This is a genomic window from Enterobacter sp. BNK-22 (assembly GCF_048684805.1).
Classification (GTDB): Bacteria; Pseudomonadota; Gammaproteobacteria; order Enterobacterales; family Enterobacteriaceae; genus Enterobacter; species Enterobacter quasiroggenkampii.
On the sequence record NZ_JBLQTT010000001.1, the window covers coordinates 3,010,726 to 3,022,834 of the forward strand.

Annotated in this window: 12 protein-coding genes and 1 pseudogene; 9 read left to right on the plus strand and 4 right to left on the minus strand. The window is 58.2% G+C overall.

The window, feature by feature from the left end; genetic code table 11:
- Positions 1 to 12 precede the first annotated feature (12 nt).
- Positions 13 to 921, minus strand: coding sequence for a 2-keto-3-deoxygluconate aldolase (yagE, locus tag ACMGGE_RS14240; protein WP_420293898.1), 909 nt, complete (start codon positions 919 to 921; stop codon positions 13 to 15).
- A gap of 199 nt (positions 922 to 1,120) precedes the next feature.
- Positions 1,121 to 1,573 carry a YhcH/YjgK/YiaL family protein gene (locus tag ACMGGE_RS14245; protein WP_420293899.1) on the minus strand — a complete coding sequence of 151 codons (453 nt, stop codon included), beginning with the start codon at positions 1,571 to 1,573 and terminating at the stop codon, positions 1,121 to 1,123.
- Between the two features lie 675 nt (positions 1,574 to 2,248).
- Here ACMGGE_RS14245 and arcA point away from each other — a divergent pair.
- From arcA to ACMGGE_RS14270, 5 genes are all read left to right on the plus strand, one after another.
- On the plus strand, positions 2,249 to 3,469 hold the full coding sequence (gene arcA / locus ACMGGE_RS14250) for an arginine deiminase (RefSeq protein WP_008501384.1): 1,221 nt from the start codon (positions 2,249 to 2,251) through the stop codon (positions 3,467 to 3,469).
- Positions 3,470 to 3,479: 10 nt separating this feature from the next.
- Positions 3,480 to 4,391: a carbamate kinase gene (gene arcC / locus ACMGGE_RS14255; protein ID WP_032661347.1), complete on the plus strand. Its 912-nt coding sequence runs from the start codon at positions 3,480 to 3,482 to the stop codon at positions 4,389 to 4,391.
- Between the two features lie 26 nt (positions 4,392 to 4,417).
- Complete coding sequence (gene argF / locus ACMGGE_RS14260; RefSeq protein WP_008501386.1) at positions 4,418 to 5,422, plus strand: ornithine carbamoyltransferase; 1,005 nt, start codon at positions 4,418 to 4,420, stop codon at positions 5,420 to 5,422.
- A 46-nt stretch (positions 5,423 to 5,468) separates the two neighbouring features.
- The gene (locus ACMGGE_RS14265) at positions 5,469 to 6,872 is read left to right on the plus strand and encodes a YfcC family protein (protein ID WP_045908063.1); all 1,404 of its coding nucleotides are present in this window, start codon (positions 5,469 to 5,471) and stop codon (positions 6,870 to 6,872) included.
- A gap of 80 nt (positions 6,873 to 6,952) precedes the next feature.
- A complete protein-coding gene (locus ACMGGE_RS14270) occupies positions 6,953 to 7,432 on the plus strand; it encodes an arginine repressor (protein WP_039024059.1) in 480 nt (159 codons plus the stop codon).
- A 3-nt stretch (positions 7,433 to 7,435) separates the two neighbouring features.
- Here ACMGGE_RS14270 and ACMGGE_RS14275 read toward each other — a convergent pair.
- A pseudogene (locus tag ACMGGE_RS14275) lies at positions 7,436 to 7,553 on the minus strand (hypothetical protein).
- On the opposite strand from ACMGGE_RS14275, the gene ACMGGE_RS14280 reads away from it, so the two are divergent.
- The 4 genes from ACMGGE_RS14280 to ridA all read left to right on the plus strand — a co-directional run bounded on the left by ACMGGE_RS14280 (position 7,533) and on the right by ridA (position 9,538).
- Positions 7,533 to 7,637: a pyrBI operon leader peptide gene (locus ACMGGE_RS14280; RefSeq protein WP_022646880.1), complete on the plus strand. Its 105-nt coding sequence runs from the start codon at positions 7,533 to 7,535 to the stop codon at positions 7,635 to 7,637. The pseudogene ACMGGE_RS14275 and the gene ACMGGE_RS14280 sit on opposite strands and share 21 nt — an antisense overlap.
- Before the next feature lie 34 nt (positions 7,638 to 7,671).
- The gene (gene pyrB, locus ACMGGE_RS14285; RefSeq protein WP_167214216.1) at positions 7,672 to 8,604 is read left to right on the plus strand and encodes an aspartate carbamoyltransferase; all 933 of its coding nucleotides are present in this window, start codon (positions 7,672 to 7,674) and stop codon (positions 8,602 to 8,604) included.
- A 12-nt stretch (positions 8,605 to 8,616) separates the two neighbouring features.
- Positions 8,617 to 9,078: an aspartate carbamoyltransferase regulatory subunit gene (gene pyrI / locus ACMGGE_RS14290; RefSeq protein WP_045908062.1), complete on the plus strand. Its 462-nt coding sequence runs from the start codon at positions 8,617 to 8,619 to the stop codon at positions 9,076 to 9,078.
- 73 nt (positions 9,079 to 9,151) lie between these two features.
- On the plus strand, positions 9,152 to 9,538 hold the full coding sequence (gene ridA / locus ACMGGE_RS14295) for a 2-iminobutanoate/2-iminopropanoate deaminase (protein WP_008501391.1): 387 nt from the start codon (positions 9,152 to 9,154) through the stop codon (positions 9,536 to 9,538).
- 50 nt (positions 9,539 to 9,588) lie between these two features.
- Here the strand turns inward: ridA and ACMGGE_RS14300 are convergent, their stop codons facing one another.
- The gene (locus ACMGGE_RS14300) at positions 9,589 to 11,973 is read right to left on the minus strand and encodes a beta-N-acetylhexosaminidase (protein WP_262779858.1); all 2,385 of its coding nucleotides are present in this window, start codon (positions 11,971 to 11,973) and stop codon (positions 9,589 to 9,591) included.
- Between the last annotated feature and the right edge of the window lie 136 nt (positions 11,974 to 12,109).

The window sequence follows — 12,109 nt, forward strand, 5'->3', positions numbered from 1 at the left end:
TTATCGTCCGGCTCAGCAGAGCTTGAGCTGTTGCAGCAGGGTTTTCAGCTGCGCCTTGCGCGGCGCGTCCAGGGGTGACGCGGGCGGCAGCACGTGCGTGGAGATCGGGCGGCCGCAGAGCACAATCGCCTCTTTAATCACGTTCACAAACGGCGTATCCAGCTGATACATCTGCGGTATTTGCAGCAGGGTCTGATGATACTCAGCCGCTTTCGCCACGTCTTTATCTCGCCAGGCTTTCAGAAGATTCACCGACACCTGCGGAGCAAAGTTGACGCTCGCCGAAATCGCCCCGTCGCCGCCGAGCAGCAGGGTATTGAACAGATGATCGTCGTAGCCGCAGAGCACGGTGAAGTGCGGGTGAGCGGCTTTGACGGTATGGATCATGCTGCGCAGGTGGGCAACGGAGTCGATGGTGTCTTTGATGCCGACGATGTTACTGCGCGAATCGGCCAGGGTTTTCACCAGCGCCGGGGTCAGATCCTGCCCGGTCAGCGCCGGGAAGTTATAGAGCATCACCGGCAGCGTGACGCTGTCCGCCACCTGCTCGAAATAGCGGATCAGGTTCGCTTCCGACACCTTCCAGTAGTAAGGGTTGATCACCACGATGCCGTCCGCCCCCGCCTGCTGGGCGTGCTGGCTCAGTTCAATGGTTTCCCGGGCGTTGGTGCCGCCGGTGCCGATCAGGACCGGTACGCGACGATCGACATGATCGATAGCAAATTGGGCAATGGTCTTACGCTCTTCGGCGCTGAGCTGGGAAAACTCGCCGCCGCTGCCCAGGAAGAACAGGCCGTCAACGCCTGCCGCGATCAGATCGTCGATCAGCGCGGCGGTGCCCTGCTTATCGAGCTGGCCATCGGCGGTAAAAATAGTGGAGACAGGGGGAATGATTCCCGTAAACAACGCGGACTGCGGCATGAGATCTCCTTGCTGAATCATGATGTTCTACATTATAGAACAGCGTTCATTAAATTAACGATCATACTATGACGCAGGAAAAGCGCAGGTAAATGAGAGATGCAGAGGGAGTGCGGGAAATTTAAGCTGGATCACATATTGTCCCCCCTCACCCCGGCCCTCTCCCCTGTGGGGAGAGGGTTAGGGTGAGGGGTAAGGGTTACTCTACAAGCATCTTCACCACCACTTTCCTGACCTTAGCAGGTGCCCCCACCGCGCACAGCGGCTTGTGCACCTCACCCGGCCAGAACACCACAAAATCCCCTTCGCTCAGCACCACGGTTTTCTCCTGCCCGCCTTCCGGCAGGAAGGCGATGTCTTTGTCCGCCAGCCAGTCGGTGTCCGGCGTGCCGGGCGGCAGGGTGCTGAATGTCATCCCTTCCTGTCCCTTCATCACGATCTGAATATCCAGATAGCGCGCGTGGTACTCGGCGCGACGCTCGGCGAACGGCTGGGTTGTATCTTCAGAGACCAGATAAAACAGGCTGTTGCCGTTGATGTCTTGCTTGCCGAGCGGCGTCGCGTCGGTGACGTGGGCTTTAACATGCTCGATGGCCTGTCGCAGTTCGTCAGGCAGCCAGGAGTGCAGATGGTGGATGTTGCCGATAATCATCAGAAAACCCTCGATATAAAACAACGTTTCATTTTCATCTTTTATACGAGAATTCTCACTGCCATACCACCGCTTTCTCGAGGGGTTTTGCGCCAGCGCATGTTTATCGGGAATGGTGTTAATTTGCTGTTAAGCCCTCGCAGGCATTTATGCAGTCATTATGCATATCTTCAGTTCTTCGTTATCACGGCCTTGCGCTAACTTACTGATCGTCATGCCTTAACAACAAAACTCGCTACAGCTTCACATTTTATCACTTTGATAATTTGCTATTAAATTCAATAAATATTTATTGATTTTCCTTAAGCCAAAAATAGTTAATTAGCAATATTGCATAGCCATTCCCAGCCACCTTTAAAAACAATTAAAATCAATGGTTTAAAAAAATATTTCAAAGCATGAAATTCTACAAAACACTAACAACTGCAAATAATGACAACGGATAATGCTTAGCTATTCACCTCGCCAGAATAACCAATTAATCATTATCTGATGCGAATCATGCAAATGAAAACAAACCGCTTAATATCCATTTTCGCGTGAGCAACATCACAATACGGATTATTTAACTGCCTAGTATGAATCACGAAATCAATTGAGCTTAGCCGCCATGAAATTAAATGCATCACATGGCGCATGCCCTTTTTATTCTGAAAAACAGTTAAAGGAATAATTATGGAAAAGCATTACGTCGGTTCTGAAATTGGTCAATTGCGTAGCGTTATGCTGCACCGCCCAAATTTAAGTCTGAAACGCTTAACGCCATCGAATTGCCAGGAGCTACTTTTCGATGACGTGCTCTCGGTTGAGCGGGCGGGTGAGGAGCATGACATCTTCGCAAACACGCTGCGCGAGCAGGGTGTGGAAGTCCTGCTGTTGACCGACCTTCTGACACAAACCCTTGATATTGCAGAGGCGAAAGCCTGGCTGCTGGAGACGCAAATCTCCGACTATCGCCTCGGCCCTACCTTTGCTGGCGACGTCCGCGGCTGGCTGGCGGATATGCCGCACCGCGAACTGGCGCGCAGGCTGAGCGGCGGATTAACCTACGGTGAAATTCCGGCGGCCATTAAAAATATGGTAGTGGATACCCACACGGCGAATGATTTTATTATGAAGCCGCTGCCAAACCATTTATTTACCCGCGATACCTCCTGCTGGATCTATAACGGCGTCTCTATTAACCCGATGGCCAAACCGGCGCGTCAGCGTGAAACCAATAACCTGCGGGCAATATATCGCTGGCACCCGGCGTTCGCCGACGGCGATTTTATTAAGTATTTCGGCGACGAGAATATTAATTACGACCACGCCACCTTAGAAGGCGGTGACGTATTAGTGATTGGCCGCGGCGCGGTATTGATCGGCATGTCCGAACGCACGACGCCACAGGGCGTGGAGTTTCTCGCCAACAGCCTGTTCAAACACCGTCAGGCTGAGCGCGTGATCGCCGTTGAGCTGCCAAAACACCGCTCCTGCATGCACCTCGACACCGTCATGACCCACATCGACGTGGATACCTTCTCCGTCTACCCGGAAGTGGTGCGTAAAGACGCCCAGTGCTGGACGCTCACCCCGGACGGACGCGGCGGCCTGCTGCGCACGCAGGAAACCGACCTGCTGCACGCCATCGAGAAAGCGCTCGGCATTAATCAGGTACGCCTGATCACCACCGGCGGCGACGCCTTTGAAGCTGAACGCGAGCAGTGGAACGACGCCAATAACGTGCTGACCATCCGCCCCGGCGTGGTGATCGGCTACGAGCGCAACGTCTGGACCAACGAGAAGTACGACAAAGCGGGTATCACCGTGCTGCCCATCCCTGGCGACGAACTCGGACGCGGCCGCGGCGGCGCGCGCTGCATGAGTTGCCCACTGGAACGCGACGGAATTTAAAGGAGCCATCATGGAACGAAAACCCACTCTGGTTGTGGCTCTGGGCGGCAACGCGCTGCTCAAGCGCGGCGAGCCGCTGGAAGCGGAGATCCAGCGCCAGAACATCGAGCAGGCCGCCCGCACCATCGCCGGGCTGACGGCGCAGTGGCGCGTGGTGCTGGTACACGGCAACGGGCCGCAGGTCGGGCTGCTGGCGCTGCAGAACAGCGCCTACGACAAAGTCACGCCCTACCCGCTGGACGTTCTCGGCGCCGAAAGCCAGGGAATGATCGGCTACATGCTCCAGCAGGCGCTGAAAAACAGCCTGCCGCAGCGGGAGGTGAGCGTTCTGCTCACCCAGGTGGAAGTGGACGCCGCCGACCCGGCCTTCAGCAACCCGACCAAGTACATCGGCCCGGTCTACAGCGAAGCCCAGGCAAAAACGCTGGCGGCGGAGAAAGGCTGGGTGTTTAAGGCCGACGGCAGCTACGTCCGCCGCGTGGTGCCGTCACCGCAGCCGAAGCGCATCGTCGAGAGCGACGCCATCACGGCGCTGATCCAGCGCGACCATCTGGTGATCTGCAACGGCGGCGGCGGCGTACCGGTGGTGGAACACGCTAACGGCTATCGCGGCATTGAGGCGGTAATCGACAAAGACCTCTCCGCCGCCCTGCTGGCGCGCCAGATCGAAGCCGATGCCCTGCTGATCCTCACCGATGCCGACGCGGTGTACCTCGACTGGGGCAAACCGACCCAGCGTCCGCTGGCGCAGGTGACGCCGGAACTGCTCAGGGGCATGCAGTTCGACGCCGGATCGATGGGGCCGAAAGTGGCCGCCTGCCGCGAGTTCGTTGAAGCCTGCAACGGCATTGCCGGGATCGGCGCGCTGGCCGACGGCGCGGAGATCCTCGCGGGCGAGAAAGGCACGTTGATTCGTAACTGAACACTCATTTTAAAAAGGATTTAGCCATGACCATCAACCTGAAAAACCGCAACTTCCTGAAACTGCTGGACTACACCCCGGCGGAGATCCAGTACCTGATTGACCTCGCCATTGAGCTCAAGGCCGCCAAAAAAGCCGGGCGCGAGAAGCAAACCCTGGTCGGGAAAAATATCGCCCTGATCTTTGAAAAAACCTCCACCCGCACCCGCTGCGCCTTCGAAGTGGGCGCGTTCGACCAGGGCGCGCAAGTGACCTACCTCGGCCCAAGCGGATCGCAGATTGGCCATAAAGAGTCGATGAAAGACACCGCCCGCGTGCTGGGCCGCATGTACGACGGCATCGAATACCGCGGCTATGGTCAGGCCATCGTCGAAGAGCTAGGCGAGTACGCAGGCGTGCCGGTGTGGAACGGCCTGACCGACGAGTTCCACCCAACGCAAATCCTCGCCGACCTGATGACCATGCTGGAGCACTCGCCGGGCAAAACCCTGCCGGAGCTGAGCTTTGCCTATCTCGGCGACGCGCGCAACAACATGGGCAACTCCCTGATGGTCGGCGCGGCCAAGATGGGGATGGATATCCGCCTCGTCGCGCCGAAATCCTTCTGGCCGGAAGCGGGGCTGGTTGAGCAGTGCCGCGCCATTGCGAAAGAGACGGGCGCGCGCATCACCCTCACCGACGACGTGGAAGAAGGCGTGCAGGGGACCGATTTCCTCTACACCGACGTGTGGGTCTCCATGGGCGAGCCGAAGGAAGCCTGGGCCGAGCGCGTCAGCCTGATGAAGCCGTATCAGATTAACGCCCAGGTGATGAAGGCCACCGGCAACCCGAACGTCAAGTTCATGCACTGCCTGCCGGCGTTCCACAACGAGCACACCAAAGTGGGCCGCGAGATCGAGATGGCGTACGGGCTGAAGGGACTGGAGGTAACGGAAGAGGTCTTCGAATCACCAAACTCCATCGTCTTCGACGAGGCAGAGAACCGCATGCACACCATTAAAGCGGTCATGGTGGCGACACTCGGCGACTAATCACCGCCCGGCGCGCCGCGGGTGCGCCGGGTTTAAGGAGAACATCATGGGCAAGTTTAAGTTTCCCTCCGCTTACACCATTCTCTTTTTTCTGATTGCCGTTGTGGCGGCGCTGAGCTGGGTCGTTCCCGCCGGTCAGTACCAGATGGCGATGAACGACACCCTCGGTAAAGAAGTCCCGATTGCCGGAACGTATGCGCACGTGGCGGCACATCCGCAGGGGCTGGTTTCCGTCCTGATGGCACCCATCGCCGGGCTGTACGATCCGGTTTCCGGCCAGGCCGGGGCGATCGACGTAGCGCTGTTTATCCTGATCATCGGGGGATTTCTCGGGATCGTCACCAAAACCGGGGCGATTGACGCCGGGATCGAGCGTGTTACCACCCGGCTGCGCGGACGCGAGGAGTGGATGATCCCGATCCTGATGGCGCTGTTTGCCGCAGGCGGCACCATTTACGGCATGGCCGAAGAGTCGCTGCCGTTCTACACCCTGCTGGTGCCGGTGATGCTGGCTGCCCGGTTCGATCCGGTTGTCGCCGCCTCCACCGTGCTGCTCGGCGCGGGGATAGGCACGCTGGGTTCCACCATTAACCCGTTTGCCACGGTCATCGCCGCCAACGCCGCCGGGATCCCCTTTACCAACGGCATCGCCCTGCGCGTGGCGCTGCTGGTCATCGGCTGGATCATCTGCGTGGCGTGGGTGATGCGCTACGCCCGCAAGGTGCGCAAGGATCCCTCGCAGTCGATTGTTGCAGACAAGCAGGAAGAGAACCTCGCCCATTTCCTCGGCAACAAGGGCGAACAGTCGCTGGAATTCACCCCGGTGCGCAAAATCATCCTGGTGATTTTTGCCCTCGCCTTCGCGGTGATGATTTACGGCGTTGCGGTGCTGGGCTGGTGGATGGCGGAGATCTCCGCAGTATTTCTCGCCAGCGCGATTCTTGTCGGCCTGATCGCCCGCATGAGCGAAGAGGAGCTGACGTCGACGTTTATTAACGGCGCGCGAGATTTGCTGGGCGTCGCGCTGATTATCGGCATCGCGCGCGGTATCGTAGTCATCATGGATAAGGGCATGATTACCCACACCATTTTGCACAGCGCGGAAGGGCTGGTCAGCGGGTTGTCCACGGTGGCGTTCATCAACGTGATGTACTGGCTGGAGGTCGTGCTGTCGTTTCTTGTGCCTTCTTCATCCGGCCTGGCCGTTCTGACGATGCCGATCATGGCACCGCTTGCCGATTTCGCTAACGTCAACCGCGACCTGGTGGTCACGGCTTACCAGTCGGCCTCCGGCATCGTAAACCTCGTCACGCCAACCTCAGCGGTGGTCATGGGCGGGCTGGCTATCGCCCGGGTGCCCTACGTGCGCTATCTGAAATGGGTGGCGCCGCTGCTGGCGATCCTGACGGTGGTGATTATGGTGGCGTTAAGTCTGGGGGCGTTGTTGTAATTTGCCGGATGGCGCTGCGCTTATCCGGCCTACGGATCGGTGCGGTGTCACCGGTTATTTCGGGAACTGATATGGGAAACATGATGGATTACGAAGAGTACTCTCCCAAAGAACAACTGCAGCTCACGGTGTGCCAGCGTTTGATCGCCGAAAAGAGTTATCTTTCGCAGGAAGAGATTCGCCGCGACCTGCAGGAGAGAGGGTTTGACAGCATCAGCCAGTCGACCGTTTCGCGATTGCTGAAGTTGCTCGGAGTCATAAAAATTCGAAATGCCAAAGGGCTAAAGATTTATTCGTTGAATCCTCAACTGCGCCCTGCCCCTGACGCCGCACGTACCGTTTCGGAAATGGTGGTGAGCGTCGAGCATAATAGCGAGTTTATCCTTGTCCATACCGTCGCCGGATATGGCCGCGCGGTGGCGCGTATTCTGGATTATCACCAGCTTCCGGAAATATTAGGCGTGGTGGCCGGCAGCAGTATTGTCTGGGTCGCCCCCCGGGTGGTGAAGCGCACCGCGCTGGTGCATAAGCAAATTAATTATTTACTCAGAACGAATTAATATTCATAAAGAACCGTTTGCATTGAGTAAAGCGTGCATTAAATCGCTTGATCCGAAAAGCGAGCTGCGTATAATGCCCGACAATTTGCCGGGAGGAAGCATGGTCAAGCGTGTACGACATAACGTCTTACCGCGTCTGAAATCAGACGCTGGCCTGCCGTTTTTCTTCCCGTTGCTAAACCTATTCCCAGAGCCCCTCATTTGAGGGGCTTTTTTTTGCCCGGCGTCAGGAGATAAACATGAATCCGCTTTATCAAAAACATATCATTTCCATAAACGACCTCAGCCGCGAAGAGCTGGAACTGGTTCTGGAAACCGCGGCAAAACTGAAGGCCAATCCGCAACCGGAGCTGCTGAAGCACAAGGTGATTGCGAGCTGCTTCTTTGAAGCCTCGACCCGCACCCGCCTCTCCTTTGAGACCTCCATGCACCGCCTGGGCGCGAGCGTGGTGGGTTTCTCGGACAGCAGCAACACGTCGCTGGGTAAAAAAGGCGAGACCCTGGCGGATACCATTTCAGTGATCGGCACCTACGTCGACGCGATTGTGATGCGTCATCCACAGGAGGGCGCGGCGCGTCTGGCGACCGAGTTTTCCGGCGGCATTCCGGTGCTGAACGCCGGTGACGGTGCCAACCAGCACCCAACGCAGACGCTGCTGGACCTGTTCACCATTCAGGAGACCCAGGGCACGCTTGAGAACCTGAACATCGCCATGGTTGGCGACCTGAAATACGGCCGCACCGTTCACTCCCTGACCCAGGCGCTGGCGAAATTTAACGGCAACCGCTTCTACTTCATCGCCCCGGACGCGCTGGCAATGCCGCAGTACATCCTCGACATGCTGGATGAGAAAGGCATTGCGTGGAGCCTGCATGCCAGCATCGAAGAGGTGATGAGCCACGTGGATATTCTGTACATGACCCGCGTGCAGAAAGAACGTCTGGATCCGTCCGAATACGCCAACGTGAAGGCGCAGTTCGTGCTGCGCGCCAGCGACCTGGAAGGCGCACGCGACAACATGAAGGTCCTGCATCCGCTGCCGCGCATCGATGAGATCACCACAGACGTCGATAAAACGCCGCACGCCTGGTACTTCCAGCAGGCCGGAAACGGCATTTTCGCCCGCCAGGCGTTACTGGCACTGGTTCTGAATCGCGAATTAGCTCTGTAAGGGGAGACGACCATGACACACGATAACAAACTCCAGGTTGAAGCCATCAAGCGTGGCACCGTGATTGACCACATCCCTGCGCAGGTGGGCTTTAAGCTGCTGACGCTGTTCAAACTGACCGAAACCGACCAGCGCATCACCATCGGCCTGAACCTGCCGTCGGGCGAGATGGGCCGCAAGGACCTGATTAAAATCGAGAACACCTTCCTGACCGACGAGCAGGTTAACCAGCTGTCGCTGTACGCGCCGGACGCTACCGTCAACCGCATCGACGAGTATGAAGTGGTCGGCAAATCCCGCCCGAGCCTGCCGGATCGCATCGAAAACGTGCTGGTTTGCCCGAACAGCAACTGCATCAGTCATGCTGAGCCGGTTTCCTCCAGCTTTGCAGTGAAAAAACGCGCCGATGACATCGCGCTCAAATGCAAATACTGCGAAAAAGAGTTTTCTCATTATGTGGTGCTGGCCAACTAATTGAGGTTGGTAATGAAATCCCGGCTGTTATAATGGCCGGGAACATTCTTAACGCTGTAATTCTGGAGAAAACATGAGCAAAGTACTCGCGACGGAAAATGCACCAGCCGCTATCGGCCCTTACGTTCAGGGCGTTGATCTGGGCAGCATGATCATCACTTCAGGTCAGATCCCCGTAAACCCAAAAACCGGCGCGGTGCCGGAAGATGTCGCGGCGCAGGCGCGTCAGTCGCTGGAAAACGTGCAGGCTATCGTTGAATCTGCCGGCCTGAAAGTGGGTGATATCGTGAAAACCACCGTGTTCGTGAAGGATCTGAACGATTTCGCGACCGTTAATGCCACCTACGAAGCGTTCTTCACCGAGCATAACGCCACCTTCCCGGCGCGCTCCTGCGTGGAAGTGGCGCGTCTGCCAAAAGACGTGAAAATTGAAATCGAAGCGATTGCCGTTCGTCGTTAATTCGCTTTGTCGATAAAAAAGGCAGCCCAGGCTGCCTTTTTTGTTGCTTGCTACTGATTCCGCGTTGCTCTCAGTAGCGTCTCCAGCGGATAAACCGCCGCAATCACCACTTCGTCCTGCACCTTCGCCGCGTTATCCAGCTCGCTCTGAATCGAGGCGATCTCTTTGTCATCCAGCGTGCCCTGACGCGCCACCAGATCCGTCAGCCGCAGGCCAATGGAGGCGAGCTTATCCACCTCCTGGATCACCGGCTTCATTGCCTTCAGCTGATAGCTGTTTTCGCTTAAGGCCAGCGCGTCGCTGGTGTTGCTCTGCCAGCGGTTAAAGACGTGGCGCAGGGCGTCGGCGCTTTCCGTGTCTTCCGCATCGCTCACCAGACGGTCCGCCCATTTGTGCATCTGGCGCACGGTGGCGCTTTCGGCGTTCAGCGCATCCGCAAAGCGGTTGAGCGGCTCGAACTGATGATAGTTTCCGGCCTGGAACTTCAGGTGCTGACGGGTGTAATACTGCGCCGGTTCAATGGCCTGAGCGAGGATCTGCAGCGGCAGGGTGTCGGCATTACCGGCGAGGCGCGTGAACTGCACCTGCTGCTGGGTATGCTGCTGCAGCCCGACCGACACCGTCGACCAGCTGTCCATCGCCTGCAGGCGGGTGTACATGTTGTCGACATCGTTGACGTCCTGCGCGGACCACAGCCGCTCTGCCACCGCAAACGTACGCGGCCACAGGCGGATATCCAGCACCGGCGCCACCACGTTTTCCGCCCACAGCGCCGCTTCGCCGCCGAGCAGGTTGGCCTGGTTCGCCACGTCCGGCACGACGGGCGGAACGCCTTTCGGCACGTCGTCCAGACGCGTGCCGCTAATCGGGTAGCGCGTATTCCCGACAAGGAAATAGCCGGAGAGTTTGTCGTTATCGACGGTGACGACCGGGCGCGTTTCACCCATCCACGTATCGACGGTAAACGTGACCTGGCTGTCATCGCGCCACTCGATGTTCTGCACCGCGCGGCGGGATTTCCCGGCAAAATCAATAAACCCGCGCCAGCCGGCATCCCCTTTCACCAGGGTGAAGCTCCCCTCCACCGGCTTGCCCTTCAGGCGCGGCATGGAGAAGGCCCAGCTCTGGGCGCTGTCGGTGTCGGCTATCACGTCTACGCCGTTTAACCCCTGCGGGACGATCTCGTTGCGGTAGTGATAGGCGGTGGACTGGGGCTGGTCGAGATAAAAGCCGGTCGACAGAATGCCCTTGTAGCCGTTCTGCGCCACCTGCCCCAGCGCGTCCTGCCCCTGCCAGGACTGGATCAGAATGCTTTTCGGTAAGTCAGGATGGTAGATCTCGTCCCAGCCGACCATCTGGCGGTGATGCTTCTCAAGGATCGTTTCCAGCTTGCGGTTGAAGTACGCCTGCAGCGCGTGGCTGTCCGCCAGCCTGTTGTCGCGCATAAACTGCTGGATGGCCGGGTTCGCTTTCCACTGGCTGTCGTCCACTTCGTCGCCGCCGATGTGCAGATACGGATCGGGGAAGATCGCCGCCAGTTCGCTGACCATCGCGTCAGCAAAGGCGTAAGTCGCCTCTTTGGTGGGATCGAGAACCGGCTTCAGCACGCCCCAGTGGCGTTCCATGGCGTACGGCCCCGGGGCGCTCATCAGCTCCGGGTAGGCCACGGCAATCGCCGAGGCGTGGCCCGGCATGTCGATCTCCGGCACCACGCGAATGCCGCGCTCGGCGGCGTAACGCACCACCTCACGCATCTGTTCAGGCGTGTAGAACAGCCCGTCGCTGGCAAGCTGCGTCAGCTTAGGGTAGCGCTTCGAGCTGAAGCGCCAGCCCTGGTCGTCGGTCAAATGCCAGTGCAGCACGTTGAGCTTCGCCGCAGCCATGCCGTCGATCTGGCGTTTGATATCCGGCAGCGGGATAAAGTGACGTGCCGAATCGAGCAGCAGCCCGCGCCACGGGAAGCGCGGCGAATCTTCAATGGTCACCCACGGCAGAGAGGTGTTTTCCGCCCCGTTCTGCATCAGCTGGAGCAGGGTTTCCATGGCGCGCAAGGCACCGAAACGGGTGTTGGCGGAGATAGTCACGCCGTTGGCATCCACCGTGAGCTTATAGCTTTCGTCGCTGTCCGGCAGCGGCTGCGGCTTTACCTTTTTGGCAATCGCGATGCGGATGGTCGGTTTGTCTGGCTTTTCAGCCTGAGGCTGCAGCGTCCAGCCGGTTTGCAGGGCGATGCGCTGGCGCAGGCGGTTGACGGCGTCACCGAGATCGTCCCCGCTGACGCTAATGGATACGTTGTTGCTGAGCACCAGCGCGCCCTGGGTCGTCGGGCGTTCGACCTTTGCAGGCCAGGGCATCAAAGGGAGATCCCCTGCCGGGGCGGCAAAGGCAGAGGCGCCGAGCATAAGCCCGGCGGTTAAGAGACTGTACCGTAACATGAATGTTCCTTATCTGACGGGCCAAATAAAGGCAAAACATTCTGTTAACATGCGCTCAATTTGTCGTCAAGCGAATGCGCCGACGGAGATCACAGGTTGTTGAATTTGGGAGGAAAGCTATTGCCCGGTGGCGCTG